Source organism: Micromonospora phaseoli (assembly GCF_900109115.1).
In the GTDB taxonomy this organism is placed as follows: domain Bacteria; phylum Actinomycetota; class Actinomycetes; order Mycobacteriales; family Micromonosporaceae; genus Micromonospora; species Micromonospora phaseoli.
This window is the reverse complement of record NZ_FNYV01000005.1, coordinates 238,912-253,600: the sequence shown is the minus strand read 5'-3', so window position 1 is coordinate 253,600 and position 14,689 is coordinate 238,912. Positions and strand designations below refer to the sequence as shown.

The 14,689-nt window shown below is 69.6% G+C and carries 15 protein-coding genes; 8 read left to right on the top strand and 7 right to left on the bottom strand.

Features of this window, described 5'->3' with window-relative positions:
• Positions 1 to 7 precede the first annotated feature (7 nt).
• The gene (locus tag BMY89_RS15395; protein ID WP_092380654.1) at positions 8 to 706 is read left to right on the top strand and encodes a GtrA family protein; all 699 of its coding nucleotides are present in this window, start codon (positions 8 to 10) and stop codon (positions 704 to 706) included.
• Here BMY89_RS15395 and BMY89_RS15390 read toward each other — a convergent pair.
• Together BMY89_RS15390 and BMY89_RS15385 are read right to left on the bottom strand one after the other, a co-directional pair.
• Entirely contained in the window at positions 703 to 1,260 is a 558-nt protein-coding gene (locus tag BMY89_RS15390; RefSeq protein ID WP_092380653.1) for a PH domain-containing protein, read from the bottom strand. The genes BMY89_RS15395 and BMY89_RS15390 overlap by 4 nt on opposite strands.
• Before the next feature lie 80 nt (positions 1,261 to 1,340).
• Positions 1,341 to 2,216: a biotin--[acetyl-CoA-carboxylase] ligase gene (locus tag BMY89_RS15385; protein ID WP_092380652.1), complete on the bottom strand. Its 876-nt coding sequence runs from the start codon at positions 2,214 to 2,216 to the stop codon at positions 1,341 to 1,343.
• Positions 2,217 to 2,291: 75 nt separating this feature from the next.
• Here BMY89_RS15385 and BMY89_RS15380 point away from each other — a divergent pair, with 75 nt between their 5' ends.
• Positions 2,292 to 3,875 (top strand): acyl-CoA carboxylase subunit beta, encoded by a 1,584-nt coding sequence (locus tag BMY89_RS15380; protein WP_092380651.1) that lies wholly within the window; start codon positions 2,292 to 2,294, stop codon positions 3,873 to 3,875.
• Between the two features lie 101 nt (positions 3,876 to 3,976).
• Here BMY89_RS15380 and BMY89_RS15375 read toward each other — a convergent pair whose 3' ends face one another.
• From BMY89_RS15375 to BMY89_RS15365, 3 genes are all read right to left on the bottom strand, one after another.
• Positions 3,977 to 4,858 (bottom strand): hypothetical protein, encoded by an 882-nt coding sequence (locus BMY89_RS15375; protein ID WP_092380650.1) that lies wholly within the window; start codon positions 4,856 to 4,858, stop codon positions 3,977 to 3,979.
• Positions 4,851 to 5,351 carry an RNA polymerase sigma factor gene (locus tag BMY89_RS15370; RefSeq protein WP_092380649.1) on the bottom strand — a complete coding sequence of 167 codons (501 nt, stop codon included), beginning with the start codon at positions 5,349 to 5,351 and terminating at the stop codon, positions 4,851 to 4,853. The genes BMY89_RS15375 and BMY89_RS15370 overlap by 8 nt, the downstream gene beginning before the upstream one ends.
• A 64-nt stretch (positions 5,352 to 5,415) precedes the next feature.
• Positions 5,416 to 6,162 carry a M50 family metallopeptidase gene (locus BMY89_RS15365; protein WP_092380648.1) on the bottom strand — a complete coding sequence of 249 codons (747 nt, stop codon included), beginning with the start codon at positions 6,160 to 6,162 and terminating at the stop codon, positions 5,416 to 5,418.
• Positions 6,163 to 6,353: 191 nt separating this feature from the next.
• On the opposite strand from BMY89_RS15365, the gene BMY89_RS15360 reads away from it, so the two are divergent.
• Positions 6,354 to 7,106 (top strand): GH25 family lysozyme, encoded by a 753-nt coding sequence (locus BMY89_RS15360; protein ID WP_092380647.1) that lies wholly within the window; start codon positions 6,354 to 6,356, stop codon positions 7,104 to 7,106.
• Between the two features lie 20 nt (positions 7,107 to 7,126).
• Here the strand turns inward: BMY89_RS15360 and BMY89_RS15355 are convergent, their stop codons facing one another.
• Together BMY89_RS15355 and BMY89_RS15350 are read right to left on the bottom strand one after the other, a co-directional pair.
• Positions 7,127 to 7,363, bottom strand: coding sequence for a hypothetical protein (locus BMY89_RS15355; protein WP_139217953.1), 237 nt, complete (start codon positions 7,361 to 7,363; stop codon positions 7,127 to 7,129).
• A 64-nt stretch (positions 7,364 to 7,427) separates the two neighbouring features.
• Positions 7,428 to 9,674, bottom strand: a complete 2,247-nt coding sequence (locus tag BMY89_RS15350; protein ID WP_092380645.1) for a serine/threonine-protein kinase — start codon at positions 9,672 to 9,674, stop codon at positions 7,428 to 7,430.
• Between the two features lie 91 nt (positions 9,675 to 9,765).
• Between BMY89_RS15350 and BMY89_RS15345 the strand changes: the two genes are divergently transcribed.
• From BMY89_RS15345 to BMY89_RS15325, 5 genes are all read left to right on the top strand, one after another.
• On the top strand, positions 9,766 to 9,978 hold the full coding sequence (locus BMY89_RS15345) for an acyl-CoA carboxylase subunit epsilon (protein WP_092380644.1): 213 nt from the start codon (positions 9,766 to 9,768) through the stop codon (positions 9,976 to 9,978).
• 123 nt (positions 9,979 to 10,101) lie between these two features.
• A complete protein-coding gene (locus BMY89_RS15340) occupies positions 10,102 to 10,563 on the top strand; it encodes a hypothetical protein (protein WP_092380643.1) in 462 nt (153 codons plus the stop codon).
• 1,384 nt (positions 10,564 to 11,947) lie between these two features.
• A complete protein-coding gene (locus tag BMY89_RS15335) occupies positions 11,948 to 13,090 on the top strand; it encodes a S8 family serine peptidase (protein WP_092380840.1) in 1,143 nt (380 codons plus the stop codon).
• A 246-nt stretch (positions 13,091 to 13,336) separates the two neighbouring features.
• Positions 13,337 to 13,993 (top strand): Maf family protein, encoded by a 657-nt coding sequence (locus tag BMY89_RS15330; protein WP_092380642.1) that lies wholly within the window; start codon positions 13,337 to 13,339, stop codon positions 13,991 to 13,993.
• A 9-nt stretch (positions 13,994 to 14,002) separates the two neighbouring features.
• Positions 14,003 to 14,656, top strand: coding sequence for an O-methyltransferase (locus BMY89_RS15325; protein WP_092380641.1), 654 nt, complete (start codon positions 14,003 to 14,005; stop codon positions 14,654 to 14,656).
• Positions 14,657 to 14,689 lie beyond the last annotated feature (33 nt).

Sequence of the window (14,689 nt, the reverse complement as noted above, 5' to 3'; positions counted from 1 at the left end):
GTTGCGCATGCCTCTCGTCCGTCTGCTGCCCGAGCGCTGGCAGAAGTTCATCCATGAGGCGCTCAAATTTGGCCTGGTCGGCGGCGTCAACACGGTCATCAATTACGCGGTGTTCAACGCACTCGCACTCACGGTTTTTGTCGATGGCCAACTGAAGGCGACCGTTGTCGCCACCATCGTGGCGACGATCACGTCGTATCTGATGAATCGCCACTGGACGTACCGAGATCGTCCAAAATCGGCCATGCAGCGGGAATACGCCCTGTTTTTCCTTTTCAACGGCGTGGGGCTGCTCATCGAACTCGGTGTGCTCGCCGCCGCCAAGTACGGGCTGGGCGTGACCGGCCTGCTGGCGCTGAACATCGCCAAGACCTTCGGTGTGGTGCTGGCCACCCTGTTCCGCTTCTGGTCCTACCGGACCTTCGTCTTCCAGCCCGCAGCGCCCGCGGAGGCGACCCAACGGTGGCACGGCCTGCCACGTGACGAGTGGGACACGATGGCCGAGATGGACCCGGTGGCCGAACTCGCCGAGTCCATCACGGAGCTTGAGGAAGAGGAGCCGACTGCCACCCGGCCAGTCCAGCCGAGGTCGGCACAGGTACGCCGGGAGGCCGAGCTGACGGCGGCGTTGGACGCCGAACTGGAGGCCGAGTTGGCCGCACAGCTGCAGCCGGCCCCGACCTCCCGCCGCGTCCGCCGCCGCTAGGCTCCGGCGCCCTTGTCGCGCTCGGCGAGGATCTCACGCAGTTCACCGTCGCCCAGCGAGTGCCGGTCGTGGAACGCCTCGACCAGCTCGTAGAGCTTCGTCTGGACCAGGTCGACCTTCGGCACGTCAGGCAGCACGGACTGCCCACGCTCCCCGGCCGACTCGATGGTGAGGGTGCCGTAGCCCAGCACCCGCCCGACGAACCGCTGGCTCATCGAGTGGTCGTTGACCCGGCTGAGCGGAATGTCCCGGCGCTCCCGGGAGAACACACCGTGCTGGAGCAGCACCCGCTCGTTGGTGAAAAGGTAGTGCGTGGTGCGCCAGGCGACATAGGGCCACACCGCCAACCACACCGCCGCCAGCAGCGCCAGCCCGCCGATCACGGCGAGCGTGATCGAACCGCCCCCGCCCGAAGGCAGGAACAGTACGCCGGCCGCCACCGCGGCGACGGCGAACACCAGCACCGCCACCGGGCCGATCAGGGCCTTCCAGTGCGGATGCAGGTGCAGCACGACATGCTCATCCTCGGTGAGCACGTCTTCGGGGAACGCCACGGAAACCTCCTCGCAGGAACGGACGCGCAGACCGTAACCCCCCACCGCAACCACCCACATCCGCCACGCGGCTCGTGGCGCTAGCGGAGATGGAGGAGATCTGCGGCGGCCAGGGGCCGCTCTCCGGTGGCGGTGGCGAGGATCAGTTGACCGTCGGAGTCGATGGCGGTCGCGGTGCCGGTCAGCTCCGTGCCGTCGGGCAGCAGGGCCCGCACCTGCCGCCCGATCGTGCCGCAGACCGCCAGGTACGCGTCCCGCAGGCCGCTGGCCACCGCGTCCCCGTCGGCGGAGCGCCACCGGGCGTACCAGTCGGCGACCGAACGGAGCAGGGCCCGCAGCAGCGGATCCCGGTCGGTGGCCGCCGCGCCGGCCAGTTGCAGCGAGGTGGCCGCCAGGCCGGTGGGATGCTCCGGCAGCTCGTCGGCGCGCAGCGTGACGTTCAGCCCGATACCGAGCACCACCGCGGGCGGGTCACCCAGACGCGGTCCGGGCACCCCCTCGGCGAGGATCCCGGCGCATTTGGCGCCCCCCACCAGCAGATCGTTCGGCCATTTGAGGGTGGCGTCCAGCTCGGCCAGCCGGGTCACCGCCTCGACCAGCGCCACGCCGGCCAGCAACGGCAGCCAGCCGTACCCGGCCGGAGGCGCCGGGGACCAACCCTGCTCCGGCGCGGCCTCGCCGGGCCGCAGCAGCACACTGGTCGCGATGCCGGCGCGCGGCGGTGACTGCCAGACCCGGCCACGCCGCCCGCGCCCGGCGGTCTGCCGCTCGGCGACCACCACCAGGCCCTCCGGCTCGCCCGCCCGGGCCGCCTCGGCGACGTCGGCGTTGGTGGAGCCGGTCTCCACCCGCAGTTCCAGCCGCGACCACGGACCGTACGGCGCGACCAGGGCCCGGCGCAGCCGCGCCGCCGACAGCGGCGGGCGTTCAAGATCGGTGTACGGCGAACCTGGCATTCCGCCAGCCTACGGGCGAGCCGGTGAGGCGAACTGCACAGCGGCGACCGCCTGAACCATCGTTATATTCCCAGGGTGACTACCGAGACCGGGACCAACATCCACAGCACCGCGGGCAAGCTGGCGGACCTGGCGCAACGGGTCGACGAGGCGGTGCACGCCGGATCGGCCCGCGCCGTGGAGAAGCAGCATTCACGGGGCAAGAAGACCGCCCGGGAGCGGATCGGGATGCTGCTCGACGAGGGCTCCTTCGTCGAGCTGGACGAGTTCGCCCGGCACCGGTCCACCAACTTCGGCCTGGCGAAGACCCGGCCCTACGGCGACGGCGTGATCACCGGCTACGGCACCGTCGACGGCCGGCAGGTCTGCGTCTTCGCCCAGGACTTCACCGTCTTCGGCGGCTCCCTCGGCGAGGTCTTCGGCGAGAAGATCGTCAAGGTGATGGACCTGGCCATGAAGATCGGCTGCCCGGTCATCGGCATCAACGACTCCGGCGGCGCCCGGATCCAGGAGGGCGTGGCCTCGCTCGGCCTCTACGGCGAGATCTTCTTCCGCAACGTACGGGCCAGCGGCGTCATCCCGCAGATCTCGCTCATCATGGGCCCGTGCGCGGGCGGCGCGGTCTACTCCCCCGCCGTCACCGACTTCACCGTGATGGTCGACCAGACCTCGCACATGTTCATCACCGGCCCGGACGTCATCAAGACCGTCACCGGCGAGGACGTCGGCATGGAGGAGCTGGGCGGGGCCCGCACCCACAACGCCCGCAGCGGCAACGCGCACTACCTCGCCGCCGACGAGTCCGACGCGATCGACTACGTCAAGGCGCTGCTGTCGCACCTGCCGTCGAACAACCTGGACGAGCCACCGGTCTTCCCGGCCGACGCGGACCTCACCGTCACCGACGCCGACCGGGAGCTGGACACGCTGATCCCGGACTCGGCCAACCAGCCCTACGACATGCACCAGGTGATCGAGCACGTGCTGGACGACGGGGACTTCCTGGAGGTCCAACCGCTCTACGCGCAGAACATGGTGGTCGGCTTCGGCCGGGTCGAGGGCCGACCGGTCGGCGTGGTGGCCAACCAGCCGATGCACTTCGCCGGCACCCTGGACATCGCGGCCAGCGAGAAGGCCGCCCGCTTCGTGCGCACCTGCGACGCGTTCAACATCCCGGTGCTGACCTTCGTGGACGTTCCGGGTTTCCTGCCCGGCACCGGCCAGGAGTGGGACGGCATCATCCGCCGGGGCGCCAAGCTGATCTACGCGTACGCCGAGGCCACCGTGCCGAAGGTCACCGTCATCACCCGCAAGGCATACGGTGGGGCGTACGACGTGATGGGCTCCAAGCACCTGGGGGCCGACCTCAACTTCGCCTGGCCGACCGCGCAGATCGCGGTGATGGGTGCCCAGGGCGCGGTGAACATCCTCTACCGGCAGGAGCTGGCCGCCGCGCAGGACCCGGCCGCCGTCCGCGCCGAGAAGATCGCCGAGTACGAGGACACCCTGGCCAACCCGTACGTGGCCGCCGAACGCGGGTACGTCGACGCGGTGATCCCACCGCACGAGACCCGTACCCAGCTCGTCCGGGCGCTGCGGGTGCTACGGACCAAGCGCGAGACGCTCCCGCCGAAGAAGCACGGCAACATCCCGCTCTAGGTGTAAGGAGGGGCCCCCTGTTAACGCCTGGTGCATAGCAGGGGGCCCCTCTTAACAGTCGGGCCGGTCGGCAAGGCAGGCCGGTCGGCAAGGCAGGCCGGTCAGCAGGGTGGGTTGGCGGCGAGGCACATTCGCTTCGCGGCGACCGTCGCCAGGTGCCGCAATTCCACGTCGCCTCCCCAGTTCGACAGCCTGAAGACCGTGACCAGGTCGCCGACGCGGACGACCGCGATGGTTTCCGGCTCCATCGGTCTGGCGACCACCTCGCCGTTCGCATCGTCGCGGCGGGTTTCACCCGTCGTGTGCCGGATCAACACTGACTCGTCCCCGGCGAAGCCCTCGGCAGTCACCTCCCAGCGCTGTACCGCCCAGAAGTCGGCCCACTCCTTCATCTCGATCTGGCCGACCTCCACGCTCTCCCAGGCGAGACAGGGCGTGATCCGTCGCTCGATGCCGGCGAAGAACGTCCGCTCCAGCTCAGGGCTGATCCGGTAGACCTTCTGATGGAGGCTGATCGATTTGCTCCATCTCGCATCGGTTCCGTCGGCGACCCAGGCCGGCGGATCCTGCGTCAACGACTGGGAGCGGACGTAACGCGACGTCTCCCAGAGCGGCTTGATCCGCTTCTCCTCCAGACATCTGGTCCACGCGGGATCGAGCTCGATCGGCTCGCCCACGCCGGTGTCGGTGGTCGGCGCACCCACGTTGGTCGGCATGTCCTCCGGATGCAGCAACGCCTCGGGGGCGATCTCCTCCCGAGGCGTCGGGGAAACGGTCGACCGGCCTGCGGGCGCCACGCCCTCCCGGGCGGGCATCGCGGCCACGGCCACCACCGAGGTGGAGAGTACGGCGAGAAAGACGAGAGCCATCCCCATTCGACTGCGCCGCCGCGCCACGGCCCGGATCTCGGCGGCTTCGAGCCAACGAACCCCCTGCAGGTCCCGCTGCAGGAGCTCCATCACGCGCAGATCCTCGTCAGGCACCGGAAGCCTCCTCCAGGTCGTTGGCGGTGAGCAACGCGGCGAGCGCGGCACGGCCGCGAGAGAGACGGGCCTTCACCGTCCCCACCGGCGCATCGGTCTGCCGGGCGACCTCGGCGACCGGCATGCCCATCAGGTAGTAGAGGGCGAGCGCGGTGCGTTGCTCCTCGGGCAGCCGGCGCAGGGCGGCGACCACCTCGACGGTGTCGGTGTTCGGGGCGGGCATGCTCTCGGCCGCGCCGTGCCGCAGGTAGGCCCGGGCCCGGCTGCGCAGACTGCGCCAGCGGCTGATCGCGATCCGGGCCGCCACCACCCGTACCCATGCCTCCGGATCGTCGTACCCGCCGACCGTGGACCAGCGCTGCCAGGCCCGGATGTACGCCTCCTGGACCGCGTCCTGCGCCTCGGCGCGGTCACCGGTGAGCACGTAGACGAAACCGAGCAGCCGTTGCCGGCTGCCCCGGTAGAACTCGTCGAACCCGTCGACGTCCGGCACCCGCTACCTCCCCCGTAGTTCATAGGGGACACGCAGCAGGAGTGCGCCCGGTTGCCTGGAGACCCTAGCCCGGCGTGATGCCGGCCTCGGCGAGCAGCGGGCCGGCCAGCATCAGCCCGCCCACCACCAGCGCGGCGATGTTGACCAGGCCGAAGAGGACCACCCAGAAGAACGCCGGGAGCGGGGTGATCCCCGCCAGCTGATCCGCGTCGGAGGCCGGCATCCCGCGCCGGGCGCGCAGCCGTTGCAGCTCCACCACCGGGCGTACGCCGCCGAGCAGCAGGAACCACACGCAGGTCCAGGCGAAGGCGGCCTGCACCTGCGGGGTGGCGTACCAGGAGACAGCGAGCACCACACCGCCGGTGACCAGCAGCGAGAGCATTCCGAACACGTTGCGGATCATGATCAGCATGGCCAGCAGCAGGACCACCGCGATCCAGAGCAGCAGGGTGATCCGGTTGCCGGCGAGTAGCCACGCCCCACCCAGACCGACCAGGGGCGGAGCGATGTAGCCGGCGAGCAGGGTCAGCACCATGCCCGGTCCGGTGGGGTGTCCGGCGGAGAGCGTCAGCCCCGAGGTGTCCGAGTGCAGCCGGATGCCGCGCAGCTTGCGGCCGGTGAGCACGGCGACCAGCGCGTGCCCGCCCTCGTGCGCGATGGTGATGGCGTTGCGGGCGATCCGCCACGGCAGCCGGGTGAGCACCACCAGCAGCGCGACGAGGCCGGTGAGGAGCACCAGCAGCGGGGGCGGGTCGGGCTGCGCGCCGAGCAGACGGTCCCAGAACTCGGTCATGCCCTCGATCGACACCATGGGGCGCGAGCCTACCGCCCGCCTTCCGACCTCGGCGTTCGGTGTCGGTCCACGACCGGCCACCCTGCGTTGATCGCCAGGTGGGCCCGCACCACAGTCACCACATTGAAAGTTTTCTTTGTATCCCTTGCCTTGAAGGGCACCCACCTTCAAAGATGTCTGTCTATCGACAGTCGTCTCAGGAGGACGTTATGGGTCGGACCAGAACATCGCTACGCCGGCTGACCGCCGCCGCGCTCACCGTACTCGCCACCGCCGCCGCCGGGCTCGTCGCCACCGCGACACCGGCCGCCGCGGCCACCGTGCCGGGCATCGACGTCTCGCGCTACCAGGGCACCATCAACTGGACGAGCGTCCGCAACTCCGGCATCCAGTTCGCCTTCATCAAGGCCACCGAGGGTACGAGCTACAAGGACCCGAATTTCAACACCAACTACGTCAACGCGTACAACGCGGGGGTGATCCGCGGCGCGTACCACTTCGCCCGGCCCAACATCTCCTCCGGCGCGGTGCAGGCGAACTACCTGGCCTCCAACGGCGGCGCCTGGTCGGCCGACAGCCGCACCCTACCGGCGGCGCTCGACCTGGAGGCGAACCCCTACAGCGGCGGGTACTGCTACGGCCTGAGCACCACCGGCATGCGCAGTTGGGTGCAGGACTTCCTCAACACGTACCGCTCGCGCACCGGGCGGTACGCGGTCATCTACACCACCACCAGCTTCTGGAACCAGTGCACCGGCTCCTGGAGCGGTCCGTGGAGCAACCACCCGCTGTGGGTGGCCCGCTGGTCGTCCTCGGTCGGCGCCCTGCCGGCCGGCGCGCCGTTCTGGAGCTTCTGGCAGTACACCGACTCCGGCAGCGTCTCCGGCATCAGCGGCGGAGTCGACCGCAACTACTGGAACGGTGACCGCAGCCGGCTGATCGCCCTGGCCAACAACACCTGACGTACGCCGCGGCGGCGGGCTCAGGCCCGCCGCCGCGCGGCGAGCGCGACCGGCACGGTCGTCCCCACCCCGCGCGATACCGAGCCCCGGCGGGTGAGGTGCCAGCCGGCCAGGCCCGCACCGGCGAGCGTCACCAGGCTGACCAGCGTGGCGAGTACGGCGACGCCGACGGCGGCGACCAGCAGTACGACGGTGCCGAGCACCACGGCGGTCCACAGTGCCAGCCGGGGCCGGGCATCTCTTCCTCGGTAACCCATCTCGGGCCTCCCTTCCGTCGTCGGAGATCAGATACCCCGAACGACGGAGGGCCATGCCTGCCGATCAGTCCTGACGGTCCGGCACGAACTCCCGGAAGATCATCTCGAAGTTGTCGAGATTGGCCTCCCAGTCCTTGTTCGCGACCTCCCAGCGCAGGGCGAAGCCCCGGTTGCTGGCGGGGACGAAGGCCCGGTTGCGGACCCGGATCCGGGTGTTGTCGCGGTCCTCCAGCCAGTCCCAGTCGGCGCAGGTCCGCCACTTGCAGTCCAGCGACGAGATGCGGATCAACTTGTAGTTGCGCACGAGGTTCTTCCGGGCCGGCTCGATCGATCGCCAATCAGCCTCGGCGTCCCGCTTCGGCGTGTCGGTGCGGTCGATCAGCAGCTCGCGGACGCCGTCCGGCTCCCGGTAGATGACCGAGGTGCCACTGGTGCTGCGCCGCCAGCCGTCCGGCACCGGCACCTTGAAGCCCACCGGGTCGGTACGCAGCGTCCACCCCTCCGGCACGCCACCGGCCGGCTCGGACGGGCTGAGGGAGACCGACGGGCTGGGCGAGGCCGACGGGCTGGACGGGGCGGCGGTCGGTGGCGGGGCGGCCGGTTCGGCGGTCGCCGACGCGGAGGCGCTCGTGGAGCCGGCCCCGCCCTGCGGAGTCTCGTCACCATCGTCGCCGCTGGTCAGCAGCGGCACCGCCACCACCAGACCGACGAGCAGCACCGCGACCAGGGTGCCGACGAGCACGGCGCGGCGGGTCCGCTCCGATCGGAACTGCCCGGCGGTGAAGAGTGAGCCGCGCGCCGGGCTGACCGGTGCGGCCGGCATGAGCGAAGTCGGCTGCTGGGGCGCCACGCGGGTAGCGTCGCCCGCCGACAGGCCCGCCGCCTCCGGGCTGGCCTGGTCGCCCGTCCCGGTTGCCGGCGCGGTCTGCCTGCCCAACGGCGCGCCCTGACCATCGGATGCCGCAGCCGCATCGTCCGGCGCGCTACCGACGGCCGCTCCGGCCGCAGCGTCATCCCCCTGGACCGCCGGCGAAGTGGACGAATCGGCCGGTCCGCCGCCCGACTCAGCCGTCCGGCCCGCGGACTGGGCAACCCCGGTTGACGAGCCCTCGGACGGCGCAGCCCCGGTGGTCCCGGCGCTGGACACCGTAGCCGTGGGGGCGGCGTCAGCGCCCGCGTCGGCGGCGTCGACCTTCGCCGTCGGCTCGGCATCCGCGCCGCTGGCCGGGGCGACCTTGGCAGTCGCGGCGGCCTCCGAGCCGGGCTGGGTACCGGTCGACTGGTCCGCACTGGAACCGACCGCTGCCGCGGCGGCCCCGGCTGCGGCCAGAGGTCCGGAGGTGGGCGGCGTGCGCGGTGCGGGCGGGGTGACCGGCGTCGCGGGCCGCTCACCGGACGGGCGCGGCGCCGGCACCAGCGGTGGGCGCGGTTCGCGTGGGCCGTTCGGCCCGGGCCGGCGTACGCCACCGAGCAGTGAGATCCCCCGGGCTCGACGGCCGCTGGCCTTGCGCAGCATCCGCTCGGCCGACTCGGCGGTGATCCGCTCCTGCGGGTCCTTGCGGAGCAGCCCGGCGAGCACCTGCTTGAGCGGCCCGGCGTTACGGGCCGGCGGCACCGCTTCGGTGGCGAGCGCGGCCAGGGTGCCGATAGCCGACGGCCGGGCGAACGGGGATTTGCCCTCTACGGCGGCGTAGAGCGTGGCACCCAGCGACCACAGGTCGGCCTCGGGCCCGGCGGTGCCGTCGCGGGCCCGTTCCGGCGCGATGTACGCGGGCGAGCCGAGCACCATGCCGGTGCGGGTGACGTTCGGGTCACCGGGGATAGTGGCCAGCCCGAAGTCGGTCAGCACCACCCGACCGTCGTCGCCGAGCAGCACATTGCCGGGCTTGACGTCGCGGTGCATGATGCCGGCCTTGTGGGCGGCTTTTAGCGCGTTCAGCACCCCCAGCCCGATCTCCACGGCCTGATCCGACGAGACCGGACCATCCGCGGCGAGGGCGTCCTGCAACGACCGGGACGCCACGTACTCCATGACGATCCAGGGGTCACCGTCGGTGCGGAGCACGTCGAAGATGCGTACCACGTTGACGTTGTTGAGCCGGGCGATGGCGCGTGCCTCGCGCAACGAGCGCTCGCGCATCTCGCGGCGCTCGTCGTCGGTCAGGCCCGGCGGCGGAACCAACTCCTTGATTGCGACGTCGCGGTGCAGCACCTCGTCGCGCGCCCTCCATACCCGACCCATGCCGCCCTGACCGAGCGGCGAGATGAGCCGGTACCGGTCGGCGACGAGTTGGGGGGCAGCTTCTGACATCGCTGAGACGGTACCCGGCAGGGCCGACGGTCACACCGCCGGCACGCCACTGTGCGAGGAAGGTCAAGTTCACCCGGCGTACGCTTGGGGCATGTCTGTCGAGGAGCCGCTGTTCCGGGTTGTGCGCGGTGTGCCGACCACCGAGGAGTTGGCCGCGTTGGTGGGCGCGATCGTCTTCCGGTCCCGCCCGTCGGCGGGGCCCGCACCGGTGCCGGCATCAGCGTGGGCGCGCAGCGGTCGCCCGGCGGGCGGGGCGCTGACACCCGGCGTCGGAGCGTGGCGCGCCTCCGGTCTGCCCCGCTGACAATCCGTCACGCGTCACCGCCGCCGGCCAGCGGACGACGGTGACCCGCAGGGACTGCCGGGGGCAGCATCCAGCGTCTAACCTCACTCAGGGGAACGGGTCCGTGACAGGTTGGGAGGGCCGATGATCCCTGCGGAGGATCGACCAGCGTCCTGGTTGAGCAGTTACGGCGGCGTCGAGGCGGACATCCGCCAGCTGCGGGAGTTCGCCGACAAGCTTCGTGCCGAGGTGGAGAGCAACTACGCACCGCACCTGCGGTACATCGCCGACGACATGGTCACCGAGGTGCCCAACCCGGCCGACGCGTTCGTCGAGCTGGTGCAGTTCATGCGCGCACACTGGGAGACCCAGCAGGCGGCGACCAACGCGGTCTGGGGCGTCGGCGACGCCACCGGCCACCTCGCGGAGGCCGCCAAAATCGTGGCCGAGCAGTACGGCGACGTCGACGCCTTCTCGGCGGCCCGGGTAGCCGACATCCACCAGGCGTTCGGCCAGGCCGGCGTGGTACCGGCGCAGCCCGCACCGTCGCCGTCGCTGACCGACCCGACCGACAGCGGCACGGTGGGCCCGGTGGTGCTCCCATGAGAGATCCGGGCGTCGGCCGCAGTGGCGGCCTCACCGACTGGTACCTGATGAACGTGGTCGACATGTGGGCCTGCCTCCAGGACCACGACACCGACAACCACTGGCGGCACGTCGCCGGCTGGCGCAAGGTCTGCGACCTTGCCGGGCAACACCTCGGACGGCTCAGGACCTACCGTGAAAGCCTCGCCCAGGCGTGGCCCCCCGAGACCAACGCAGCGTCCCGCGCGTACCTCGTCGAACTGGACGCGCTGATCGATCAGGCGCAGCGCACCCACGACGCCGCCGCCAGCAACCAGACCGCCCTGTCCGCGGCGACCCAGGCCCTCAGCAGCACCCGCACCCAAATCAAGAAAATCTACGACGAGTACGCGGGCAAACTACAACTGAAGCGATCCTGGGAAGAAACGGCAGCCGACCCGAAAGCCGTCGCCGGCAGCCGAGCAAGCCAACCACCAGTGACCGACTCCGACCTGGAACACCTGAACATCCAGGCGCGCGGAATAATGTACGGACTCAGCGGTGAACTCCAACAAGCCCAAGTCCTGCTCCGCCACCCCCCATCCCCGCCCCGCAGTCAACCTGCGAGGGACCAGCCTTTGTTCGATAATTCAGCTATTTCAGGGAACTCCATTCCTGTCATTCCGCCCATCATGCCAACACCGTCGCACACACCCGCCAGGTCTGCTACGACTCAACCGCCCTCGATACCCCAGTCGGTTCCCACGCCAATCTCCCCTATTGCAGGCCCGATACTCAGTGGCGCCAGTCCCGGCCCTACTCCTGCCTTCCCCAACCCCATGCCAACTACGACGCCGTCCCCTACGTCACCGATCTTGGGCACTCCGCCAACACCAATGCCTCCTTCAGGCAGACAAGTGGCTGCATCGTCAGGCCGCATACAACCCGGCCAAGTCAGTCGACCCAGCAGCGGTGGGCCGCATGCGATGCCTAGGGCGATGCCACCCGGGGGACTAATCGGCGGCATTCCAGGATCAGGACTCAGCCAGCCGACAGCAGGCGGAGGGCAGCCCCGGAGAGTCAACCCAATAGGAGGTGTCATCGGGGGCGGTGGCGCCGGGACCGGCCCGACCGGTGCCGCTGGTTCACGTCCAGGTAACGGCCGGGGGATCGGCGGCTCTTACACTCTGCCCATCGGCGGCTCTCCGTACCTAGGCTTCTCAGGCACTAGCGCAACTGGCGGCATCTCCAACGCGGACCGGCGCGGCAGCGACGAACCGCGTCGCTGGGATCCAGACGACCCATGGGAGACAGATCAAGGTGTCAATCCTGTGGTTCGCCCGCCTGATGATGATGGACCAATTGACCCAGGTCCGGCAATCGGCTTAGGCCGGTGAGATTTTGCGGCAGTCGAGCGATGGGCCGATTGTTGATTATTTCAATACTTGCCACACTCACAGTTTCACACTCCCCCGTCAAGGCGGAGGCCCCGCCGCCGGGCGTTGACTCCCGAAACATTCGCAGCAAGCAATGGCACCTTGATTATCTGTCGGCGCAACAGGCACATAATCTAAGCCAGGGTGAAGGCGTGACAGTCGCCGTGTTGGACACGGGAGTGTTTCCACACCCCGACCTCCGCGACAATCTCCTTGCGGGCACATCCGTATTGCCTGGAGACAGGAACGACGGGCAACAAGATAGAGACGGCCATGGTACAGGCATGGGTGGGCTTATTGCCGCTCACGGACGCTCTTCCGGGACGGGCGCCCTAGGGGTCGCACCCAAAGCGAGACTCTTACCAGTCCGCTTCAAGTTAGACGGCTCTCTGGGCACAGCTACAGGTCTTAGTCAGGCTATCGAATACGCGATTAGACAAAGGGCTCAGGTAATCAGCATTTCTTCCGCCGGAGCCGCTGACCTTGGCTTGCAGCAGGCAATACAGTCAGCTGCCCGCGCCGACGTGGTAGTTGTAGCGGCTGCCGGCAACAAGCCAGCCGATCAAAATGTCGGATTTCCTGCCGTGTATCCGAATGTTGTCGCCGTCGGCGGGATCGGTCGGGACGGAAGACGCACGAGGATCTCGGTCAGCGGCCCAGAGATCGACGTGGTCGCACCAGCGGTTGAGATCTACAGCACCAACTTTGATGGCGAGTACCGAGCCGGAACGGGTACGTCGGGGGCGGCGGCGATTGTGGCTGGGGCGGCGGCGTTGATTCGGGCCAAGTATCCGTATCTGCCGGCTGATGAGGTGGCGCACCGGTTGACGGCGACGGCAATCGACAAGGGACCGCCGGGGCGGGACGATCAGTACGGCTATGGGGTCATCGATTTGGTGGCGGCGCTGACGGCAGACGTACCGCCGAGGGGTTTCGAGTCGGTGCCGGCGACGCCTGGTGGCGGTGGCCCGACCACGGCGGAGGCGGACGGACCGCGAGCCGATGGGGATCGGGCGGCTACCGTGCGCGGGGTGGTCACACTCGGCGTCCTGCTGGCGGCCGGTGGCACCTGGGCGCTGCTCGTGCGCCGACGGCGTCGGTCCGACGATCCGCCGCCTCGGGTCAGTCGCTGAGGCATCGAGTGCCGGACTGCGACGTTCTCTCGGACCACGTCGGACGGTTCGGCAAGACGGTGGAGACATGTCGTCGCCCGAGCTTGATGTCGTACAGAAGTATGTATTTCTCTGTGACATCAAGCCTGCAGAACTTACCGCTGCGAGAGCGAACTGTTCACGGAAGCAGCAACGGAAACCCGGGCAGGTCCTCGATCGGGCCGGGCGTCAGGGCGTGGGGGGCGGGCAGCCGGTAACGTCGGCGGCGTGCCTGATGTCGTGCCGCTCCGTCTCGTGCTCGCCTCGGCGAGCCCTGCCCGCCGCAAGTCCCTCCAGTCTGCCGGCATCGAGCCGGACGTGCTGGTCAGCGGCGTCGATGAATCGCTGGTGGTGACCGAGCGGGCGGAGGATCTCTGCCTGGAGTTGGCCCGGCTGAAGGCGCAGGCCGTGCTGGGCCGGCTGCGGCCCACCGACGACGAGCGCACGCTCGTGCTGGGGTGCGACTCCGTGCTCGCCTTCGACGGGGAGATCCTTGGCAAGCCCGACGATTCGGCGGAGGCCGTCCGGCGGTGGGAGCGGATGCGGGGGCGCAGCGGCGTGCTGCACAGCGGCCACTGTCTTGTCGACATCGGGGCGGGGCGTCGCGCGGAGGCGGTGGCCTCCACGGTGGTCCACTTCGCCGACATCAGCGACCACGAGATCGCAACGTACGTCGCGACCGGTGAGCCGCTCGCGGTGGCTGGCGCGTTCACGATCGACGGGCTGGGCGGGCCGTTCGTGGAGCGGATCGAGGGCGACCCGGGCACGGTCATCGGGCTGTCCCTACCCCTGTTGCGACGCCTGCTCGCCGAACTGGACCTACAAATCACCGATCTGTGGACGAAGATCGCGCCCGGTAACCAGACGGTCGAACCGCTCGGCTAGTTTCCGAGCATGACGCTCAAGTCGATTCCGCTCACCGACGATCTTCACGCCTATCTCGTCGCGCATGGTGCGCCGCCCGACGAGATCGTCCGCGACCTGACCGAGGAGACGCTGTCCGTGCTGCCGGAGCACGCGTCGATGCAGGTCGCCCCGGAGCAGGCCGCCTTCCTGACGTTCCTGACCCGGCTGCTCAACGCCCGACACGCGGTGGAGGTGGGCACCTTCACCGGGCTCTCCTCGCTGGCGATCGCCCGAGGGCTGGCCGAGGACGGGCGGCTGACCTGCTTCGACATCTCCGAGGAGTACACGGGCATCGCGCGCCGCTACTGGGCACGAGCCGGCGTCGACGACCGGATCGACCTGCGCATCGGTCCGGCCGGCGAGACACTGCGGGAGTTGCCGAACAGGCGCTACCTCGACATCGCCTTCATCGACGCCGACAAGACCGGTTACCCGGTCTACTGGGCCGAACTGGTGCCCCGGATGCGGCCCGGCGGGGTGATCGCCGTCGACAACGTGCTGCGCAACGGCCGGGTGGTGGCACCGCAGAGCGCCGACGACCGGGCGATCGCGGCGTTCAACGACGACGTGCTCTCCGACGTGCGGGTGGACGCGGTGATGCTGCCCATCGCCGACGGCCTGACCCTCGCCCACGTGCACTGACCCGGACCTACCTGCACTGACCCTGGCACACCT